Annotated in this window: 20 protein-coding genes; 7 read left to right on the forward strand and 13 right to left on the reverse strand. The window is 70.7% G+C overall.

Annotated elements, in window-relative coordinates:
- Positions 1-9 precede the first annotated feature (9 nt).
- Positions 10-1215: an ornithine--oxo-acid transaminase gene (gene rocD, locus AB0F29_RS19325; protein ID WP_361873527.1), complete on the reverse strand. Its 1206-nt coding sequence runs from the start codon at positions 1213-1215 to the stop codon at positions 10-12.
- A 236-nt stretch (positions 1216-1451) separates the two neighbouring features.
- On the opposite strand from rocD, the gene trpS reads away from it, so the two are divergent.
- Positions 1452-2510: a tryptophan--tRNA ligase gene (trpS, locus tag AB0F29_RS19330; protein WP_361873529.1), complete on the forward strand. Its 1059-nt coding sequence runs from the start codon at positions 1452-1454 to the stop codon at positions 2508-2510.
- Between the two features lie 124 nt (positions 2511-2634).
- Complete coding sequence (locus tag AB0F29_RS19335) at positions 2635-3234, forward strand: 2'-5' RNA ligase family protein (protein WP_361873531.1); 600 nt, start codon at positions 2635-2637, stop codon at positions 3232-3234.
- Between the two features lie 43 nt (positions 3235-3277).
- Here AB0F29_RS19335 and AB0F29_RS19340 read toward each other — a convergent pair whose 3' ends face one another.
- Positions 3278-4033, reverse strand: a complete 756-nt coding sequence (locus tag AB0F29_RS19340; RefSeq protein ID WP_361873533.1) for a decaprenylphospho-beta-D-erythro-pentofuranosid-2-ulose 2-reductase — start codon at positions 4031-4033, stop codon at positions 3278-3280.
- A 52-nt stretch (positions 4034-4085) separates the two neighbouring features.
- On the reverse strand, positions 4086-5450 hold the full coding sequence (locus AB0F29_RS19345; protein ID WP_361873535.1) for an FAD-binding oxidoreductase: 1365 nt from the start codon (positions 5448-5450) through the stop codon (positions 4086-4088).
- Between the two features lie 173 nt (positions 5451-5623).
- Here AB0F29_RS19345 and AB0F29_RS19350 point away from each other — a divergent pair, with 173 nt between their 5' ends.
- A complete protein-coding gene (locus AB0F29_RS19350; RefSeq protein ID WP_361873537.1) occupies positions 5624-6601 on the forward strand; it encodes a YihY/virulence factor BrkB family protein in 978 nt (325 codons plus the stop codon).
- 76 nt (positions 6602-6677) lie between these two features.
- On the opposite strand, the gene AB0F29_RS19355 is transcribed toward AB0F29_RS19350, so the two are convergent.
- On the reverse strand, positions 6678-8015 hold the full coding sequence (locus tag AB0F29_RS19355; RefSeq protein ID WP_361873539.1) for a D-alanyl-D-alanine carboxypeptidase: 1338 nt from the start codon (positions 8013-8015) through the stop codon (positions 6678-6680).
- A gap of 133 nt (positions 8016-8148) precedes the next feature.
- Between AB0F29_RS19355 and AB0F29_RS19360 the strand changes: the two genes are divergently transcribed.
- The 3 genes from AB0F29_RS19360 to AB0F29_RS19370 all read left to right on the forward strand — a co-directional run bounded on the left by AB0F29_RS19360 (position 8149) and on the right by AB0F29_RS19370 (position 11661).
- Positions 8149-8394: an SCO4848 family membrane protein gene (locus tag AB0F29_RS19360; RefSeq protein ID WP_228922465.1), complete on the forward strand. Its 246-nt coding sequence runs from the start codon at positions 8149-8151 to the stop codon at positions 8392-8394.
- Positions 8395-8444: 50 nt separating this feature from the next.
- Entirely contained in the window at positions 8445-9818 is a 1374-nt protein-coding gene (locus tag AB0F29_RS19365; RefSeq protein ID WP_361873687.1) for a metallophosphoesterase, read from the forward strand.
- A gap of 289 nt (positions 9819-10107) precedes the next feature.
- Positions 10108-11661, forward strand: coding sequence for an ABC transporter substrate-binding protein (locus AB0F29_RS19370; protein ID WP_361873541.1), 1554 nt, complete (start codon positions 10108-10110; stop codon positions 11659-11661).
- Positions 11662-11671: 10 nt separating this feature from the next.
- Here the strand turns inward: AB0F29_RS19370 and AB0F29_RS19375 are convergent, their stop codons facing one another.
- The 9 genes from AB0F29_RS19375 to AB0F29_RS19415 all read right to left on the reverse strand — a co-directional run bounded on the left by AB0F29_RS19375 (position 11672) and on the right by AB0F29_RS19415 (position 18459).
- The gene (locus AB0F29_RS19375) at positions 11672-12427 is read right to left on the reverse strand and encodes a TetR family transcriptional regulator (RefSeq protein ID WP_361873543.1); all 756 of its coding nucleotides are present in this window, start codon (positions 12425-12427) and stop codon (positions 11672-11674) included.
- Between the two features lie 10 nt (positions 12428-12437).
- Positions 12438-12944: a DCC1-like thiol-disulfide oxidoreductase family protein gene (locus AB0F29_RS19380; protein ID WP_361873545.1), complete on the reverse strand. Its 507-nt coding sequence runs from the start codon at positions 12942-12944 to the stop codon at positions 12438-12440.
- Positions 12917-13351, reverse strand: coding sequence for a hypothetical protein (locus AB0F29_RS19385; protein ID WP_361873547.1), 435 nt, complete (start codon positions 13349-13351; stop codon positions 12917-12919). The genes AB0F29_RS19380 and AB0F29_RS19385 overlap by 28 nt, the downstream gene beginning before the upstream one ends.
- Positions 13352-13464: 113 nt before the next feature.
- Positions 13465-14067: a hypothetical protein gene (locus AB0F29_RS19390; protein ID WP_361873548.1), complete on the reverse strand. Its 603-nt coding sequence runs from the start codon at positions 14065-14067 to the stop codon at positions 13465-13467.
- Between the two features lie 142 nt (positions 14068-14209).
- Positions 14210-14986, reverse strand: coding sequence for a succinate dehydrogenase iron-sulfur subunit (locus tag AB0F29_RS19395; RefSeq protein ID WP_215110459.1), 777 nt, complete (start codon positions 14984-14986; stop codon positions 14210-14212).
- On the reverse strand, positions 14986-16740 hold the full coding sequence (sdhA, locus tag AB0F29_RS19400) for a succinate dehydrogenase flavoprotein subunit (RefSeq protein WP_361873551.1): 1755 nt from the start codon (positions 16738-16740) through the stop codon (positions 14986-14988). The genes AB0F29_RS19395 and sdhA overlap by 1 nt, the downstream gene beginning before the upstream one ends.
- Positions 16741-16770: 30 nt before the next feature.
- Positions 16771-17253, reverse strand: coding sequence for a succinate dehydrogenase hydrophobic membrane anchor subunit (locus AB0F29_RS19405; RefSeq protein WP_361873553.1), 483 nt, complete (start codon positions 17251-17253; stop codon positions 16771-16773).
- Positions 17254-17258: 5 nt separating this feature from the next.
- A complete protein-coding gene (sdhC, locus tag AB0F29_RS19410) occupies positions 17259-17639 on the reverse strand; it encodes a succinate dehydrogenase, cytochrome b556 subunit (RefSeq protein ID WP_361873555.1) in 381 nt (126 codons plus the stop codon).
- Between the two features lie 226 nt (positions 17640-17865).
- The gene (locus AB0F29_RS19415) at positions 17866-18459 is read right to left on the reverse strand and encodes a 2-oxo-4-hydroxy-4-carboxy-5-ureidoimidazoline decarboxylase (RefSeq protein ID WP_361873557.1); all 594 of its coding nucleotides are present in this window, start codon (positions 18457-18459) and stop codon (positions 17866-17868) included.
- A gap of 459 nt (positions 18460-18918) precedes the next feature.
- On the opposite strand from AB0F29_RS19415, the gene AB0F29_RS19420 reads away from it, so the two are divergent.
- On the forward strand, positions 18919-20529 hold the full coding sequence (locus AB0F29_RS19420) for a glycoside hydrolase family 20 protein (protein ID WP_361873559.1): 1611 nt from the start codon (positions 18919-18921) through the stop codon (positions 20527-20529).
- Positions 20530-20536 lie beyond the last annotated feature (7 nt).

A 20536-nucleotide genomic window follows, 5' to 3' on the forward strand; every position in this document is an offset into this window, starting at 1 on the left:
CCGGTTCCCTCAGGCGCTCAGTACCGCCCGCAGCCGGTCCAGGCCCCAGTCCAGGTCCTCCTTGCTGATCACCAGCGGCGGGGCGATCCGGATCGTGGAGCCGTGGGTGTCCTTCACCAGCACCCCCAGCTTCATCAGCTTCTCCGAGATCTCCCGGCCGGTGCCCAGCGCCGGAGCGATGTCGACGCCCGCCCACAGACCCCGGCCGCGCACCGCCCGCACCGCGCCGCCGCCCGTCAACAGGCCCAGCTCCCGGTGCAGATGGTCGCCCAGCTCTGCCGCCCGCTGCTGGTACTCGCCGGTCCGCAGCATCGCGATCACCTCCAGCGCCACCGCGCAGGCCAGCGGGTTCCCGCCGAACGTGGAGCCGTGCTCGCCGGGCCGGAACACGCCGAGGACGTCCGCCGATGAGACGACCGCCGACACCGGGACCACCCCGCCGCCGAGCGCCTTCCCCAGCAGGTACACGTCCGGCACCACGCCCTCGTGCTCCAGCGCGAACGTCTTCCCGGTACGCCCCAGCCCCGACTGGATCTCGTCCGCGATGAACAGCACGTTCCGCTCACGGGTCAGCTCCCGTACGCCGGGGAGATAGCCGGCCGGCGGCACCAGCACCCCGGCCTCGCCCTGGATCGGCTCGATCAGCACCGCCACGGTGTTCTCGGTCATCGCCTCCCGCATCGCGGTGAGGTCCCCGTACGGGACGATCTCGAAGCCGGGGGTGTACGGGCCGAAGTCGGCCCGTGCCTCCGGGTCGGTGGAGAAGCTGACGATCGTGGTCGTGCGGCCGTGGAAGTTGTCCGAGGCCACGATGATCTTCGCCATGCCGTCCGGCACGCCCTTGACCCGGTAGCCCCACTTGCGGGCGGTCTTCACCGCGGTCTCCACGGCCTCCGCGCCGGTGTTCATCGGCAGCACCGTCTCCATGCCGCACAGCGCCGCCAACTCCGTACAGAAGTCGGCGAACCGGTCGTGGTGGAAGGCCCGGGACGTCAGCGTCACCCGGTCCAGCTGGGCCTTGGCCGCGTCGATGAGCCGACGGTTGCCATGGCCGAAATTGAGTGCCGAGTATCCGGCGAGCAGATCGAGGTACCGGCGGCCCTCGACATCCGTCATCCAGGCGCCCTCCGCCGAGGCCACGACGACCGGCAACGGGTGGTAGTTGTGCGCGCTGTGCGCCTCGGCGGAGGCGATGGCAGTTTCCGTGATCGACACGGGATCTCCGTTCGTCGTGCGGCGTGGGCGGGGGTGGTGCCCACTTTGTATCGTCGGTCGGAACCCGCGCCGGGAAACCTCCATTGCCCGGCGCGCCCGCCGTCGCACGCCGGGCAGCCGAAATGTGCGGTTCTTCCCGGACGTGCGCTCCCGTGCTCCGAGCTCCCGCGGGTACGCGCCCTCTCCGCCCCGCACCGGCTGCCGGAGATCGCCCCCGTACCTGAGACAATGGAGCCATGGCCTCTGACCTCCCCACCGACCAGCCGCAGACGGGCCGCACCGGTGCGGCCGCCCGTCCGCGCGTGCTCTCCGGGATCCAGCCCACCGCGGGCTCGTTCCACCTCGGCAACTACCTGGGCGCGGTGCGCCAGTGGGTGGCGCTGCAGGAGAGCCACGACGCCTTCTACATGGTCGTGGACCTGCACGCGATCACGATCCCGCAGGACCCCGCCGAGCTGCGGGCCAACACCCGGCTCGCCGTGGCGCAGCTGCTGGCGGCCGGTGTGGACCCCGAGCGCTGCACGCTCTTCGTCCAGAGCCATGTGCCCGAGCACGCCCAGCTCGGCTGGGTGATGAACTGCCTCACCGGCTTCGGCGAGGCCTCCCGGATGACGCAGTTCAAGGACAAGTCCGCCAAGCAGGGGACCGACCGGGCCACCGTCGGCCTCTTCACCTACCCGGTGCTCCAGGTCGCGGACATCCTGCTCTACCAGGCGAACCAGGTCCCGGTGGGCGAGGACCAGCGCCAGCACATCGAGTTGACCCGGGACCTCGCCGAGCGGTTCAACGGCCGGTACGGGCAGACGTTCACCGTCCCCGCGCCGTACATCCTCAAGGAGACGGCGAAGATCTTCGACCTCCAGGACCCGGCGGTGAAGATGAGCAAGTCGGCCTCCACGCCGAAGGGCCTCATCAACCTGCTCGACGACCCGAAGGTCACGGCGAAGAAGGTGAAGAGCGCGGTCACCGACACCGACACGGTGATCCGCTTCGACGCCGAGAAGAAGCCGGGCGTCAGCAACCTGCTCACGATCCTCTCCACCCTCTCCGGCAGCCCCGTCGAGGATCTGGAGCGGAGTTACGAGGGCAAGGGCTACGGTGCGCTGAAGACCGATCTGGCCGAGGCCATGGTGGAATTCGTCACTCCTTTCCGGACCCGCACCCAGCAGTACCTGGACGACCCGGAGACGCTGGATGCCATCCTGGCCAAGGGAGCGGAGAAGGCCAGGGCCGTCGCCGCGGAGACCCTGGCACAGACGTACGACCGGATGGGCTTCCTGCCCGCGAAGCACTGAGTCCAAGGACCCTGGCGAGATCATGGCCGCAGGGGTCACACTTGCGGCGACGGAACGCGTGGGCCGGAAACCCGGCCCACGCGGCATGACCGAAAATCGACCATCGACGGTGGAGGAGAACGACGTGGGGACCGTAACGCTCGGCGTTTCGATCGCGGTCCCGGAGCCCTACGGCAGCCTGCTCCAGGACCGCCGCGCGAGCTTCGGGGACCCTGCCGCCTTCGGCATTCCCACGCACGTCACCCTCATGCCGCCGACCGAGGCGCAGTCGGCCGACCTCCCGGCGATCGAGGAACACCTCGACCGGATCGCCACGGCCGGCCGGCCGTTCCCGATGCGGCTGTCCGGCACCGGCACCTTCCGCCCGCTGTCGCCGGTCGTCTTCGTCCAGGTCGTCGAGGGCGCCTCGGCCTGCGCCTGGCTCCAGAAGCGGGTCCGGGACGCCTCGGGCCCGCTGGTGCGCGAGCTCCAGTTCCCTTACCACCCGCACGTCACCGTGGCCCACGGCATCGCCGAGGAGGCCATGGACCGGGCCTACGAGGAGCTCGCGGAGTACGAGGCCGCCTGGACCTGCGGATCCTTCGCGCTGTACGAGCAGGGCCCGGACGCCGTCTGGCGCAAGCTCCGGGACTTCCCGTTCGGAGCGGGCGGCGGCACGCCCGCCGTCCCGGCCCAGGGCGGCTACACGATCGACGCGCCGTCGGCCTCGTCGCTGCGGACCTGAGCGCCCGGGGCCGCGGTCCCCGGACCGACGGTGGACGTATCCCCTAGACCGGGAGCCGGCGGAACAGCGGGCGCGGGACGTGCCGCAGCGCCGCCATCACCACCCGGAGCGAACCGGGCACCCACACGCTCTCCGAGCGCCGCCGCAGCCCCGTGACGATCGCCTCCGCGACCTCCTCCGGGCCGGTCGCGAACGGCTGCTCCGGCCGTCCCGCCGTGGCCCGGGTCCGGACGAAGCCGGGGCGGACGACCATCACCTGCACCCCGGTCCCCTGGAGCGCGTCGCCGAGGCCCTGCGCGAACGCGTCGAGGCCCGCCTTGCTGGAGCCGTAGATGAAGTCCGCGCGCCGGGCGCGCTCCCCGGCCACCGACGACAGGACCACCAGCGAACCGTGCCCCTGCGCCTGCAGTGCGCCGGCGCACACCAGCCCGGCGGAGACCGCCCCCGTGTAGTTGGTCTGGGCGACCCGGACCGCGGCCATCGGCTCCTCCTCGTCCCGCGCCTGGTCGCCGAGGACCCCGAACGCCATCAGCACCACGTCGATGTCGCCCTCCGCGAAGACCTTGCCGAGGACGACCTCGTGGGAGGCGGAGTCCAGCGCGTCGAAGTCGACGGTCCGCACGTCCGCCCCCCGGCCGCGCAGCTCGACGGCGGCCGACTCCAGGGCCGGGGAGGGGCGCCCGGCCAGCCAGACCCGGCGGGTGCGCAGGGCGACCAGCCGGCGCGCGGTGGCCAGGGCGATCTCGGAGGTGCCGCCGAGGACGAGCAGGGACTGCGGGGCGCCGAAGGCATCCTTCACGGAAAACTCCTGATCAGAGGGGGTGGGGGAGAAACGCGGGCAGCGCTGGGGCCTACAGCCCGAGCCGGCGCGACAGGTCGGAGCGGAACGCCTCCGTCGGGTCCAGCCGTGCCCGCAGCTCCCGGAGGTCCGCGAGACCCGGGTACATCGCGGCCGCCGTCTCCGGCCGCATCCGGGAGTCCTCGGCCAGGCAGACCCGGCCCCCGGCGGCGGCCACCTCCTCGTCGATGTCGTCGAGGAAGCGGGCCAGGCCGGGCAGGGCCGCGGGCAGATCCAGGGCCAGGGACCAGCCGGGCGCGGCGAACGACAGCAGGCCCGGGTCCGCCGCCCCGATCCGCTGGAGCACGGCCCGCACGGCGGGGGTCCGGCGCGCCGCGATCCGCCGCACGACCCGGTGCAGGGTCTCCTCCCGGCCGTACCCGACGGCGAACCGGTAGCGCACCAGGCCGCCCCGGCCGTACAGCAGGTTCGCGTCCGGGAAGGCGTCCGCGCCGTGGAAGAAGGCGGAAACCGGCCGGAGCTCACCGGTCCGCGCGCGGGGTGCGCCCCGGTAGCGGACCTCGTTGTACAGGGCGGCCGAGGCCGGGCCCAGCAGCCCGCCGGGCACCGGCGGGAAGCCGGGGAGCCGGAACCGTCCCCGGGGCCCTCCGAAACGCGAGGGGAGTGGAGTGCGCCCCGCGTGCGCCAGGCGCATATCAGAGGTCGCGTGCTCCCCCCGGGTGAGGATCCCGCGTCCGGTCGCCCGGCCCCGGGCCATCAGGTCGATCCAGGCGGAGGCGTACGGCAGCCGGTCGCCGCCCGCGGTGAAGCGGGCCAGCAGATCGTCCAGGTCCCCGGCGCGCTCGGTGGAGACGGACATCAGCCCGGTCGTCACGCGCCGCAGGCGCAGGGTGGCGCCCAGGATCACCCCGGTCAGCCCCAGGCCCCCGGCGGTCGCGTCGAAGAGGGCGGTGCCCGGCAGCACCGTACGCACCTCGCCGTCGGCGGTGAGCAGCTCCAGGGCGCTCACGTGCCGGGCGAACGAGCCCGAGCGGCGGTGGTCGAGGCCGGAGAGATCGGAGCCGATCGCCCCGCCGACCGTCACCCTGCCGGTCCCCGGCACGACCGGAGGGAGCCAGCCGAGCGGCAGCAGCACCCGCAGCAGCCGCTCCAGGCTCACCCCCGCGTCGCAGCGCACCACGCCGACGGCGGCGTCGACACCGCCGACCCTGGCCAGGCCCGTGAGGTCGAGCACCGAGCCACCCGCGTTCTGCGCCGCGTCCCCGGGCGACCGTCCCAGCCCGCGCGCGATGACACCCCGGGGCCCGCGCCCCCGGACGACGGCGGCGGCCTCCTCGTGGGTGCGGGGGCGAAACCGCACGGCGGTCGTCGGGGCGGTGCGGCCCCAGCCGGTCAAGGACACCGTGTCGACGGACATGAGGGTGACCGTATCGTCCGGGAAATCCCCTTCGCGGCATTGGTGAATTCGCTCACCGGAACGGGTGACGGAGTGAGTGTCGGCGGAGCGTGGCGGAGTTCCGCCGGACGGGTCCGGGAGAGTCCGGGGGCGGGCCGCCGATGTTCCGGGCCCAGGAGGGTACGCGTGACGTCATGGACTGGCTGAAGAAACTCCCGGTGATCGGGCCCCTGGTCGCCCGGCTGATGGAAACGCACGTGTGGCGTTCCTACGAGCGGCTGGACCGGGTCCACTGGGCCAGGCTCGCGGCGGCGATCACCTTCATCAGCTTCCTGGCGCTCTTCCCGCTGATCGCGGTCGGCGCGGCCGTCGCCGCCGCCCTGCTGAGCGACCAGCAGGTCGACACCGTCAAGGACAAGATCGCCGACCAGGTGCCGGGCATCTCCGACCAGCTGGGCATCGACGGGCTGATCGCCAACGCGGGCACGGTCGGCCTGGTGGCCGGCGCGCTGCTGCTGTTCACCGGTGTCGGCTGGGTCGGCTCCATGCGGGAGTGCCTGCGCGCGGTCTGGGAGCTGGACGACGTCCAGGAGGCCAACCCCGTCGTCGCCAAGGTGAAGGACGCCGTGCTGCTGGTCGGCCTCGGCGGCGCGGCGCTCGCCACCCTGGCGGTCTCCACCATCGGCTCGACAGCGGTCGGCTGGACCGCCGACCTCATCGGCATCCCCGAGGACGGGGCCGGCGGCGTCCTGCTGCGGGTGGCCGCCCTGGCGGTCGCGGTCGTCGCCGACTTCCTGCTGCTGCTCTACCTGCTGACGCTGCTGCCCGGGGTGGAGCCGCCCCGGCGGCGGCTGGTGGTCGCGGCCCTGCTCGGGGCGGTCGGCTTCGAACTGCTCAAGCTGCTGCTCGGCAGCTATATGCGGGAGGTCGCGGGCAAGAGCATGTACGGGGCGTTCGGCGTGCCGATCGCGCTGCTCCTGTGGATCAACTTCACCGCGAAGCTGCTGCTGTTCTGCGCCGCCTGGACGGCGACCGGCAGCAAGGACGAGGAGGTCCGCGTGGAGACCGAACAGGCCCCCGGCGCCGACGGCCCCGGCGCGGACGGGCCCGGGGCGGACGGGCAGGGACCGGGTGGAGCCGCCACGGGACCCGGCGGCTCCACCCGCGTCTAGGGCGTGTCCGGCGGACCCGGTCGAGATCCGCCGGACACGCCTTGGGAAGCGTCGGCCGTCCAGGACTTGAGGTCGTCTAGGACTTGTCGGTCGGGGCGGCCGAGGCAGTCGGCGCGACAGGCTCGGTCGGCTCGACGGGTTCCGCCGGGTCGGCCGCCTGCGGGGTGCGGCGGGCCAGGCCGGCCAGCGGCCAGCGACGGTTGACGAGGAACACCCCGCCGGCCAGGAACACCAGCAGACCGCCGATGATCGCCAGGGCGATCCCGACCCCGCTGGAACCGTCCGAGGCCGCCGACGCGTGCGCGGCCTCCGCCTGGCCCCCCGAGCCCTGGTCGGCTCCGGCGGCGGGTGCCGCGCCCTTGCCACCGGTCGCGGTGCCGGTGTCCACGGACTTCGGCGGTACCAGCTCGCCGACCGGGGTCACCTTGCCGCTCGCGGCGAAGCCCCAGTCGAGCAGGTGGGCGGCCTCCTTGTAGACGGCGTGGCTCTCCTCCGCCGACGGGTTCATGACCGTGACCAGCAGGACCTTGCCGTTGCGCTCGGCGACGCCGGTGAAGGTGTTGCCCGCTTGGGTGGTGTAGCCGTTCTTGACGCCCGCGATGCCCTGGTACGGGTCCACGCCGAGGTCCCCGGTGATCAGCCGGTTGGTGTTCTGGATCTCGAAGGAGTCACGCTTCTTCCCCTTCTTCTCCTCGCCGGGGAAGTCGGCCGACGCGGTCGCCGCGTACTCACGGAAGTCCTTCTTCTGGAGTCCGCTGCGGGCGATCAGGGTCAGGTCGTAGGCGCTGGAGACCTGGCCCGGCGCGTCGTACCCGTCCGGCGAGATCACCCGGGTGTCCAGGGCCTGGAGCTCCTCGGCGTGCTTCTGCATCGCGGTCACCGTCTGCGGGATACCGCCGTACATCTCCGACAGGACGTGCACCGCGTCGTTGCCCGACCGCAGGAATACCCCGAGCCACAGGTCGTGGACCGTGTAGGTGTGGTCCTCCTTGATCCCGACCAGGCTGCTGCCCTCGCCGACCCCGGACAGCTCGCCTTCCGTCACCTTGTGGGTCAGGGAGGTGGGCTGGAGCGCGGGCAGGACGGTGTCCGCGAAGAGCATCTTCATCGTGGAGGCGGGCGGCAGCCGCCAGTGCGAGTTGTGCGCCGCCAGGACGTCGCCGTTCTCCGCGTCCGCGACGATCCAGGACCGGCCGGTCAGCTTCTTGGGCAGCACCGGCGCCCCCGGGCCCAGATTGACCTGGGTGCCGGCCTTGGCGAGCTGCTCCCCGCCGAGGCTGGACATCGTGCTCGGCGGCTTGGGCTGTTTGCCGTCGCTCTTGTCCTTGTCGGCCGCCACGGCGGGACTCAGGACGAAACCGGACAACAAGGCGGCGGAGGTGACCGTGAGGGCGATCTTTTTCAGAGCAGGCACGGTCGGAAACGTACAGGGCGAAGGTGTGGATGCGGACCCGGACCGGCTGACCCGCCGCAGGGAACGCCGGGACGGCCCCGTTCGGACGCCACCCCGGGGGAGGGGGCCGGGAGGCGGCGGCGATACTGGACCCATGAAGCTCAGCCGCCGCGTGTCCTGGTTCCTGCTCGCGTTCGGGGTGTGGAGCTGGTTCATCTGGATCACTTTCGTCAAGAACCTGTGGCAGGACGGCAGCGGGCTCGCCTTCGACGACGCGGGCGAACCGACCGGGTACTTCTGGGTGCACCTGCTGCTCGCCATCACGTCCTTGTCTCTGGGGACGGCGGTCGGCGTGATCGGGTTGCGCGGAGTGAGGGCTTTGCGCGACGACCGCGCATGACGGACGACCGCGCATGACGACGGGAACATGGGGAAGCTCGGATGGCAGCAGTGGTCTTCGCTCTGGTGGGGCTCGTCGTGCTGGCGCTGCTCGGCGCCGTGCACCGGTATCTGTGGCGCCGCTTCGTCGGTGACACGACGGCGCCGGGCAGCCCGCTGCGCCGGGCGGGCACCGTCGCGGCCTTCGTCCTGCCCCTGCTGACCGTCGGCGCCATGACGTCCGGCCGGGTGGGAGCCCCCTTCTGGCTCCAGCAGGTGCTGGCCTGGCCGGGGTTCCTCTGGCTGGCCTGTCTGCTCTACCTGACGCTGGCGCTGTTCGTGGGTGAGGCGGTACGCCCCCTTCTCCTGCGGGTTCTCGCCCGGCGCGACGCGAGGACGGGCGCGGCGGAAAGCGGAACGGCTTCCGGCGCCCTCGTCGACGTCGCGGGCGAGACCCGCCCTCGTGCCGAAGCGCTGGTGCCGTCCCGGTCGGGTGGTGCCCCCAACGGATCGGAAGCCGTCGCGCGTACGGCCCCGGAGCCCGTGGCGGAACCGGAAGCGGAACCCGCCGCGGAAGCCCGGGACGCCACCTCCGCCACCCCCACCGTCCCCGCTCCCAGCCCCTCCCGGCGGCTCTTCGTCTCCCGGGTGGTCGGCGGCGCGGCGGCCGCCGCCGGACTCGCCACCGTCGGGTACGGCACGTACGGCGTGCTGCGCGGGCCCAGCGTCCGGCGGATCACCGTCCCGCTGGCCAAACTGCCCCGCTCCGCCCACGGCTTCCGGATCGCCGTGGTCAGCGATATCCACATCGGGCCGATCCTCGGCCGCGCCCACACCCGCCGGATCGTCGACACGATCAACGCGACCTCGCCCGACCTCGTCGCCGTCGTCGGCGACCTCGTCGACGGGTCCGTCGCGGACCTGGGCTCCGCCGCCGAACCGCTGGCCGCCCTGCGCGCCCGGCACGGCAGCTTCTTCGTCACCGGCAACCACGAGTACTTCTCCGGCGCCGAGCAGTGGGTCGACCACGTCCGCGAACTGGGCCTGATCCCGCTGGAGAACGCCCGGGTCGAGATCGAGGGCTTCGACCTCGCCGGCGTCAACGACATCGCGGGCGAGACCGAGGGGCAGGGGCCCGACTTCGGCCGCGCACTGGGCGACCGGGACCGCGGCCGGGCCGCCGTCCTCCTCGCCCACCAGCCCGTCGTCATCCACGACGCCGTCGAGCACGGCGTCGACCTCCAGCTCTCCGGCCACACCCACGGCGGACAACTCTGGCCCGGCAACCTCCTCGCCGAGCTGGCCAACCCCACCGTCGCCGGGCTCGAACGCTACGGCGACACCCAGCTCTTCGTCTCGCGCGGTGCGGGCGCCTGGGGCCCGCCGGTCCGGGTGGGCGCCCCCTCCGACATCACCGTCGTGGAGCTGGCCTCCCGTCAGGCGTAGGCGTAGGACGCGTCCGCCTCCGTTGCGGGTGCGACGTTCCGGGAGCCCCGGCTGCCTCGTCATGAAATCCACACCGCAGAGTCACCGTCAGCTACGGAAACCCGCAGGTAGGAAGCGCGAAACAGCCTTTTCGGACAGAGGTTCGGGCGCGTGTCCAATAAAAGGCTGTGAGCGCCCCATTTACTCTTCCAGATGTGAAAATCGTGTGATTGGGTAAGCGCGAACATGCGGCGATGTGCGCGTCACAAACGCGACCGCCGAGGTGGGGCTGGTAAGGGAGAGCACGGCAATGCGGTCGGTCCGGGTACGGATTCTCGCGATTCTCGCGGTATTGGTGATAGCGGGCGTCGGTGCCTGGCAACTGCTCCCGTCGGGGGAGGCGAAGACCGACGCGATCACCGTCGGGACGTCGGACGTCGTCACCTCCCTCGACCCGGCCGGTGCGTACGACGCGGGTTCCTGGGCGATCTACAGCAACATCTACCAGTCGCTGATGACCTTCAAGCCCGGTGCCGTCACGCCGGAACCGGACGCCGCCGAGAGCTGCGGATTCGTCGGGCAGAAGCTCCAGACGTACCAGTGCAAGCTCCGCGACGACCTGACCTTCTCCAACGGCCGCAAGATCACCGCCGAGGACGTCAAGCACTCCTTCGACCGGATCTTCACGATCAAGTCGGACGTCGGTCCCGCGGGTCTCCTCCCCACGCTCGACACGGTGACGACCGAGGGTCGCACGATCACGTTCAACCTGTCCGTCAAGGACGCGACCTTCCCGCAGAAGATCGCCACCGGCGCCGCCGCGATCGTCGACCCGACCACGTACCCGAAGGACAAGCTCCGCAAGGACAACCAGGTCGACGGCTCCGGACCGTACGTCCTGAAGTCGTACGAGCCGGGGAAGAGCGCCGAGCTGGTGCCGAACCTGAAGTACCGGGGCGCGCTCAAGAAGACCGGCGAGGCGGTGAACATCCGCTACTTCAAGACCTCCGAGGAACTGCAGACGTCCTGGGACAGCGGCGATGTGGACATCGCCCACCGTCAACTGCCGTCCGAGACGCTCGCCGAACTGAACGTGAACGACCCGGACGTGCGGGTCACCGAGGCCGCCAGCGCCGAGATCCGCAGCGTCATCTTCAACCAGCGCGAGGGATCGCCGTTCGCGGACAAGAAGGTCCGCCAGGCCGTCGCCACGCTCCTCGACCGGGGCCCCCTGGTCCGGAAGGTCTACCAGGGCACGGTCGACCCGCTGTACTCGCTGATCCCCACCGGCTACATCGGCCACAGCACCCCCTTCTTCGACGCCTACCCCTCCTCCGACCCCAAGCGCGCGGCGCAACTGCTGGAGGAGGCCGGAGTGGAGACGCCGGTCCCCGTCCACTTCGCCTACCGCGAGGGCGACATGTACACCAAGGAGACCGCCGAGCTGCGCCGTCAGATGGAGAAGGACGGGCTGTTCGACGTCACGGTCGAGGCCGTGGAGTGGACGAAGTACCAGAAGGGGTACGCGGCCGGAAAGTACGAGATGTACACCGTCGGCTGGTTCCCCGACTTCCCGGACCCCGACACCTTCAGCCAGCCGCTCGTCGGCACCGGGAACGTCCTGCACAGCGGCTACTCCAGCAAGAAGATGGACCAGCTGATCGCCGCCACGCAGCAGTTCAGCGACCGCGGCCGGACCTCGGGCGACTTCAAGGAGATGCAGTCGCTGGTCGGCGAGGACGTCCCCCTGCTGCCGCTGTGGCAGAAGAAGGACTACGTCGTCGCCAACTCCGAGGTCGCCGGCTCCCAGTACCTCTCCGACGGCACCGGCACCTGGCGCCTGTGGGAACTCAGCTGGATCTGATCCGCACGGGTCAGCCGGCCGGCCGGGCCCCGGGGGCGTCTCGCTCCTGGGGCCCGGCCGTCTCCGTGCCCGGCAGGAACTCCACCAGCAGACCGTGGATCTGCCGTACCAGCGGTCGCAGCACCCGGAACCGGGAGAGCGAGATCGCCCGGGCGGCGATCGGCGCGGTGCGCTCGACCAGCCGGCGGCTGCGCTCGGCGTTCTCGCTGCGGTCGTACACCCAGAACAGCACCAGCCCCATCTGCATCAGCCACATCAACTGCGGCAGCAGTGGCGCCAGTTCCGGGTCGCTCTTGACGTCCGCTCCGGCGATGCAGCGCTCGTGGATGGAGATCGCCGCGTCGCGGGCGGCCACCGAGTCCTCGGAGAACGGGGAGAGCGGGCTGTCCGGATCGGCGGCGTTCTTGAAGAACTGGGCGGCGAAGCGGTGGTACGGCTCCGCCACGTCCAGCCAGCCGAGCAGTACGCCCCTGATGCGTACGGTCAGATCCCGGTCGCCCTCCAGTACGGGCCGGACCGCCGCCGCGTGTTCGCCGGCGATCCGGTCGTAGAAGCCCTGGACCAGGTGCTCCTTGGAGGAGAAGTAGTAATAGGCGTTCCCGACCGAGACGCCCGCCTCCTGGGCGATGGCCCGCATGGTCGTCCGGTCGTAGCCGCGCTCCGCGAAGAGCCGGAGCGCCGTTTCGAGAATCAGCGTGCGGGTCTGCTCGCTCTTCGCGGCCTTGGCCGGTTTGGTCTCCTGCACGTTCTTCTCTTCCTTCTCCACGGGCCCAAGGTTATCGGGGACCCCACGGTCCTCCGGGCGGGGCGGCGCACTCACGGACCCCGGGGGCGCAGGGCGGGAGGGCCAGGGAGCGGTAGCGGGCGGCGGCCAGGACGGTGCCCCGGGCGAAGGGCCGCCCCGCCGGCGTGGTCAGCCAGTGGGCCCTGGAGCGGTACTCGGCCAGCGCCCAGAGGCAGACGATCCAGGCGGAGGTCTCCCGGTAGACCTGTCCCAGGTCGCCGACGACGGTGATCTCCGCCAGGGTCGCGGCGTGGTCCAGCTCCGGGAACCGCCGCCGCGCCTCGGCCGATCCGGCCGGTACGAGGTCCAGCGGGACGAGCTGCCGCTGCCGCTGGAGCCAGTGCCGCAGGTGGACGCAGAGCGGGCACCGCGCGTCGTAGAGCACGGTGAGCCGGCGTACGGGCGCGGTCCGGGCGGCGGTGTACGAGGCGGGCCCCGCCGGCACCGCGGGCGCGGCCTCGGTCACCGGGCTCACCGCCCCGGTGCGGGAGCGGCCCACGGTCCCTCGGTGGCCGGCGGCGTCCAGGCCCCCGGCGGTACGGGCGGGGTCTGCTCCCGCTCCAGGGCGCTGCGGCGGCGGATGCGGCTGAGCACCCACACATTGCCCAGGTGCATGACGCCGAGCACCAGCAGCACCACGCCCACCTTCACCGAGAGGGCCTCGAACAGCTCACGGGCGTTGGCCACCCCGTCGGCGTATCTCAGGTAGAGCGTGACGAACCCGAGGTTGACCAGGTAGAAGCCGACCACCAACAGGTGGTTGACGGCGTCGGCGAGCTTCTCGTTCCCGTGCAGCACATCGGCGAGGAAAATCCGTCCGTTGCGGCTGAGCGTGCGCGCGACCCAGACGGTGAGCGCCACGGTGATCAACAGATAGATGACGTACGCGACAACAGTGAGGTCCATGCCCCACCCTCCCTTGAACGCGTTCAAAAATGCTTGTGGGCATGACTGTAGACCCCTTCTTGAACATGTTCAAGAAGGGGTCCTGGGGGAGGTGGGTCAGAGCGCCCCGGGCGTCAGGCGCTCATGGAGCGGGCCTGGTTGAGCTGGCCCATCACCGCGGGGAAGGTGTGCGGGCCCATGGCCGGGATCATCGTCGCGTGGTGCCGGCCGCCGCTGGTGACCGTGACCTGGATGAAGCCGGTGGTCCGCTTCTCCTTCATGAGCAGGAACAGCAGCCCGATCAGGCAGAACAGCGCGAAGACGATCGCCAGTACGACCGCGTGCGTCGGGATCTTCTCCTCCGTGCGCGACATGTCCGTGGCCGTCCAGACCGCGCCCTTGAGCGGCATCGTCCCGGACGGGGTGACGATCGCGTCGCTCATCACGGTGATGTCGCCGATCGACAGCATCGGGACACCGCCCTGGCCGGGCGCTCCCTGGGGCACCGGGAGGTACTGGCCGGGCATCGTCGGCTGCGCCGCGTTGGGGTACCCGTAACCGGGGCCGGGCTGGGTCGCGGACTCCGGCAGCGGCTGCGGATAGCCGTACGCGGGCGGGGCCCCCGGCGCCGGAGGGCCGTACCCCTGGCCGTCGGCGACGGTGGGCTGGTGGCCCGGCTGCTGCTGGGGCGGGCCCCACTTGTACGCGTCGTCCGCGTACGGATTCGGCTCGCTCACGACGATCCCCGTTCTCTTTCGGTCATCAGCTCCGCTGAACCGTACCGCCCGTGCGGCCCCCGGCGCAGCAACAGGCCCCGCCCCCGGCAGGGTCAAGTCTGCGGGGACGGGGCCTGTCGACGTAACAGGTGCTACGAGCGGGTCAGAAGCGACGCGTGATGAGCGCGCGCTTCACCTCCTGGATCGCCTTGGTGACCTCGATGCCACGCGGGCAGGCGTCCGTGCAGTTGAACGTGGTGCGGCAACGCCACACGCCGTCACGGTCGTTGAGGATCTCCAGCCGCTGCTCGCCGGCCTCGTCGCGCGAGTCGAAGATGAAGCGGTGCGCGGCGACGATCGCCGCCGGGCCGAAGTACTGGCCGTCGTTCCAGAACACCGGGCACGAGGACGTGCACGCGGCGCACAGGATGCACTTGGTGGTGTCGTCGAACCGCTCGCGGTCCTCGGCGGACTGCAGCCGCTCGCGGGTCGGCTCGTTCCCCTTGGTGACGAGGAAGGGCATGACGTCGCGGAACGCCTGGAAGAACGGGTCCATGTCGACCACGAGGTCCTTGAGGACCGTGAGGCCCTTGATGGCCTCGACCGTGATCGGCTTGTCCGGGTTGATGTCCTTGATCAGCGTCTTGCAGGCGAGCCTGTTCTTGCCGTTGATCCGCATCGCGTCGGAGCCGCAGATACCGTGCGCGCAGGAACGGCGGAACGTCAGAGTCCCGTCGAGCTCCCACTTGATCTTGTGAAGGGCGTCGAGGACACGCTCCTTCGGGTCGATCTCGATCTGGAAGTCCTGCCACTGGACCTCGTCGGAGACCTCCGGGTTGAAGCGGCGGATCCGGAACGTGGCGGTGATGAACGGGGAGTCGGCGAAGCCGGCCTCGGGCTTCGCGGTCCCGTCGGTCTTGTCCAGGGTCGGGGTAGCCATCAGTACTTACGCTCCATCGGCTGGTAGCGGGTCGTCACGACCGGCTTGTAGTCGAGCCGGATCGACTCGGCGCCGTCGGCGGCCACCTCGCGGTACGCCATGGTGTGGCGCATGAAGTTGACGTCGTCGCGGTTCGGGTAGTCCTCGCGGTAGTGACCGCCGCGCGACTCCTTGCGGGCGAGCGCGGAGACCGCCATGACCTCGGCCAGGTCGAGCAGGTTGCCCAGCTCGATGGCCTCCAGCAGGTCGGTGTTGAACCGCTTGCCCTTGTCCTGGATGGACACGTTGAGGTACCGCTCGCGCAGCTCGGCGATCTTGTCGACCGCCGTCTTGATCGTCTGCTCGGTGCGGAACACCATCACATTGGCGTCCATGCACTCCTGGAGCTCCAGGCGCAGGGTCGCGACGCGCTCGGTACCGGTGGAGTTGCGCAGCCGCTCGACCTGGTCGGCGACCAGCTGGGCGGGGTTCTCGGGCAGCTCGACGAAGTCGGTCTTCACCGCGTACTCGGCGGCGGCGATGCCCGAGCGCTTGCCGAAGACGTTGATGTCGAGCAGCGAGTTGGTGCCCAGGCGGTTGGCGCCGTGCACCGAGACACAGGCGACCTCGCCGGCGGCGTACAGGCCCGGGACGACGGTGGTGTTGTCGGCCAGCACCTCGCCCTCGACGTTGGTCGGGATGCCGCCCATGGCGTAGTGCGCGGTCGGCTGGATCGGGATCGGGTCCGTGTAGGGCTCGATGCCGAGGTACGTCCGCGCGAACTCGGTGATGTCCGGGAGCTTGGCGTCCAGCTGCTCCGGCGGCAGGTGCGTCAGGTCCAGGTACACGTGGTCGCCGGCCGGACCGCAGCCGCGGCCCTCCCGGATCTCCGTGTAGATGGAGCGCGAGACGACGTCACGGGACGCGAGGTCCTTCATGACCGGCGCGTACTTCTCCATGAAGCGCTCGCCGTCCTTGTTGCGGAGGATGCCGCCCTCACCGCGGGCGCCCTCCGTCAGCAGGATGCCCATGCGCCAGATGCCCGTCGGGTGGAACTGGAAGAACTCCATGTCCTCCAGCGGCAGGCCGCGCCGGTAGCAGGCGGCCTGGCCGTCACCGGTCAGGGTGTGGGCGTTCGACGTCACCTTGAAGAACTTGCCGGTGCCGCCGGAGGCGTAGATGACCGACTTCGCCTGGAAGACGTGGATCTCACCGGTCGCCAGCTCGTAGGCGACGACGCCGGAAGACTTCTTGACCCCGTCGACCTCGGTGATCAGCTGGTCCAGGACGTAGAACTCGTTGAAGAACTCCACGCCCTCCTTGACGCAGTTCTGGTACAGCGTCTGGAGGATCATGTGACCCGTGCGGTCCGCGGCGTAGCAGGACCGGCGGACCGGGGCCTCACCGTGGCTGCGGGTGTGACCGCCGAAGCGGCGCTGGTCGATGCGGCCCTCGGGCGTCCGGTTGAACGGCAGGCCCATCTTCTCCAGGTCGAGGACGGCGTCGATGGCCTCCTTCGCCAGGATCTCGGCGGCGTCCTGGTCGACCAGGTAGTCGCCGCCCTTGACCGTGTCGAAGGTGTGCCACTCCCAGTTGTCCTCCTCCACGTTGGCGAGCGCGGCGGCCATGCCGCCCTGCGCCGCGCCCGTGTGGGAGCGGGTGGGGTAGAGCTTCGTCAGCACGGCGGTACGGCTGCGCTTGGTCGACTCGATGGCCGCGCGCATGCCGGCGCCGCCGGCGCCGACGATGACGGTGTCGTACTTGTGGATCTGCATGGTTTCCCTCTGGTCCCTCTGTCCCGGCGCCTAGCGGATGTTCGGGTCGAAGGTGAAGATCACCAGCGTGCCCAGCAGGACGGTGAACACCGTGGCGGTGTACAGGAGCATCTTCAGCCAGAAGCGGGTGTTGTCCCGTTCGGCGTAGTCGTTGATGACCGTACGGAGGCCGTTGCCGCCGTGGAGCATGGCGAGCCACAGCATCGTCAGGTCCCAGACCTGCCAGAACGGCGAGGCCCAGCGGCCCGCCACGAAGGCGAAGCCGATCTTGGAGACGCCGCCGTCGAGCACCAGCTGGATCAGCAGGTGGCCGATGACGAGGACGGTCAGGAGGATGCCCGACAGGCGCATGAAGAGCCAGGCGTACATCTCGAAATTGGTGCGCGATCCCTTGGGCGTCTTGCCCGTGCGCTTGCGCGGGGGCTCGATCACCGGGGCAGGGTGGTCGACGTCGAACAGGCTCACGCCTTCGACGTCGCCGATCGCGGCTGCGGAAGAAGTCTCGCTGGACATGGGCCTCAGCTCCCGAAGACGTCGCGTACGGCGTGACCGAGGACGGGGTACAGGGCCCCGATCATCAGCACGATCCAGATGCCCATCACGGTCCAGAGCATCTGCTTCTGGAGTCGCGGGCCCTTGGCCCAGAAGTCCACGGCGATGATCCGGAGACCGTTCAGCGCGTGGAAGAGAATCGCGGCCACGAGGCCGTATTCGAGGAGCGCGACGATCGGCGTCTTGTACGTGGCCACGACTTCGTCGTAGGCCTCGGGGGAGACGCGGACGAGAGCGGTGTCCAGGACATGTACGAACAGGAAGAAGAAAATGAGGACACCGGTGACTCGATGAGCCACCCAGGACCACATGCCTTCCCGGCCGCGGTACAGCGTTCCAGCCGGCACGGAAGAACCCTCCGGGAGCGGGGATGAGGGTCGGCCGGCTTGACTGTCGGTCTGACCCGGCCGGGTACGGTCCACCGGCCCCGGCCATCGTAGCGACGCATTGTCGGTTCGTTCGCGCCGGGGCCTCCCGTGTGATCAAAGTGGCAATCAAACAGGCACGTACGGTCTAGAGCAGCCCTTTCCGCCGGGCCTCCGACACCCTTTTCCGCCGGGCCTCCGGCACCCCTTAGCGCCGCGGGTCCGCCGCCAGCAGTTCGACGATCCGGCTCCGGGCGAGTCGCCGCAGCTCCTCGGCGGTCACGGACCGCTCCTCGTCCGGGTCGTGCGCCAGCCGGACCCGGATCCCGGCCAGCACCTGGTCGACGTGCTGGGAGGGCCGGCAGGCGTCCAGGCAGATCACGAAGGCGTGGCCGAACCGGCTCTCGTACGCCGCGTGCGCGGCCCGCAGCGCCAGATGGGCGGCGCGGGGAGCGTCGTCGTGCAGGCAGGGGGCCGGCTCCGAGGCCAGGGCCTCCGCGATGTCCCGGGGCGCGAGGTCGTAGCCCGCCTCGTCGGACGCGGCCAGTAGAGCGCCGAGATCCGGGTAGGGGCGGTGGGCGGCCATCCGGTGGGCCCAGCGGAGACTGCCGCAGCACTCCAGGAAGGCCGCTTCGGCGGCGGCGAAGGGAAGGTCGTTGAAATGGGCCAGGCCGAGGGCATGATCAACCGGCGGTGCGACGGTGGGCGGCGCGGGCGGCGCTCCCGGGCTTCCCGGTGCTCCCAGGCCTCCCGGGCCTTCCGGGCCGTCGGCCGGGAGTGGATGGCGCGGCTGTGCGGGCACGGCCGGACGGCCGGCCGGGGGCGCGGATCGCTTCGGCAGGCCGGCGGGGGGTTCGCTGGACCTGGACAGCGTGGACTCCTCGTATCAACGACAGCTATGACTCCGTGGCCCCGAAAGGAACCTTCTGTCCCTGGAAGACAGATCAGGACGTACCGAGGTTGCCCGGCGCGGGGGTGAGTTCCGCGGGGGCGGGAGTGAAGGGAGAGACGAATGTGCCGCAACGCTAGCGAGATCCGTCGGCGGACGTCGGGCGGACCGCGCGGAAATCACCCGAACGGGAGAGTTTCGGAACGTGTGACGGGTGTCTGACCTGCGTCGACCGGGGTTCTGTTCGATCCCCCGGAGCCCTCGATGGGCGAGACCCCGGCAGAAATGTCAACCTTGCACCCTGTTCACTCGTTTCATCACCTCTTCACTCGTTTCACCCGCTTCTGCCCCCTCAACGGAGGAATCTGCCCGATGTCGCCCACGCGTGGTGCCCTCGTCACCGGCGCGGCTGTCACGGCCGCGGCCGCCGTCGCCCTCACTGTCGTCGTCTGGCCGGAGGGGTCCGGCAGCGGATCGTCCGGCGATACGGCGTCGCCCTCCGGCACCTCCGCCGAGGCCGCCGCCCCGTCGCCCTCCCGCAGCTACCCGATGTCCAGCACACCGAGCACGATCCCCGCGGTGCGCGAGCACACCCCGGCCCGGGGGCCCGGCTGGCAGCCGGGCAAGGACAGCACCGTCGTCATCGCCAAGGGCAGCCAGGTGCTCGCCGACGAGGCGGAGCTGCTCGCCAAGGAGCTGCAGATCCGCTACCGGGGCGCCGAGCCGGCGCGGACGGGGGACGTCGAGCTGGCGCTCGGCGACAAGGACGCGGGCCCCACCGAGTCGTACACGCTCACCGTGCGCGACCGGAAGGTGAAGATCACCGGACCCGACGAGTCGGGCGTCTTCTACGGCACCCGCACCCTGAAGCAGTCGGTCAAGGCGGACGGCACGCTCCCCGAGGGCGTCGTCAACGACCGGCCGGACCGGCCGCAGCGCGGGCTCAACCTCGACATCGCGCGCAAGCACTACAGCGCGGAGTGGATAGAGGACCGCATACGGGAGATGGGCGACCTCAAGCTCAACCAGCTCGGCCTGCACTTCTCCGACGACCAGGCCTTCCGGATCGAGTCGAAGTCGCACCCCGAGGTGGTCTCCGACGAGGCCCTCACCCAGGCCGAGGTCCGCCGGATCGTCGCCCTCGCCAACAGCCGGCACATCGAGGTCGTCCCCGAGATCGACTCGCCCGGACACCTCGGCGCGGTGCTGGCCGCCCACCCCGACCTCCAGCTGCGCAACACCGCGGGCGTGGAGTCGAAGGGCTCCATCGACATTTCGAAGCCGGGCGCGGCCAAGCTGATCGACGAACTCCTCGACGAGTACACCGAGCTGTTCCCGGGGCGCTTCTGGCACCTGGGCGCGGACGAGTACCAGGCGCTGACCGTCCAGAACCCGGCCGCCTCCTATCCGCAGCTCCAGCGCGCGGCGGAGGAGAAGCACGGCGCCGGAGCCTCGATCGAGGACCTGGCCACCGGCTGGCTGAACGACCGCGCGGCCGTCGTCGTCCCGAAGGGCCGGACCGCCAAGGCCTGGAACGACGGGCTCTTCCGCGCCACGAAGGTCAAGGCCGACGAGAACATCGAGATCGAGTACTGGACCGGCAAGGAGATCGGCGCCCGCCCGCCGCTGGAGTACCTCGCCGCGGGCTACAAGATGCTGAACCTCAACGACGAGTTCCTCTACTACGTGCTCGGCGAGCCCAACGAGTTCGTCTACCCGACCGGCGAGCGGATCTACGAGCAGTGGACCCCGCTGGTCATGCGCGGCACCGAGCCCGTGGCGGAGCGCTACTCGAAGCAGATCCTCGGCGGCCGGTTCGCCGTCTGGGGCGACCTGGCGAACGCGCAGACCACCCAGCAGGTGGCGGACGGCATCCGGATGCCGCTGGTGGCGACCTCGCAGAAGCTGTGGGATCCGCGTAAACCGGCGCTGAGCTGGGCGCGGTTCCAGGAACTGGCGGAGCGGACCGGCAGCGCGGGGTGAGGCCGGG

Origin of the sequence: Streptomyces sp. NPDC026589 (assembly GCF_040638385.1) — a bacterium.
Lineage (GTDB): Bacteria > Actinomycetota > Actinomycetes > Streptomycetales > Streptomycetaceae > Streptomyces.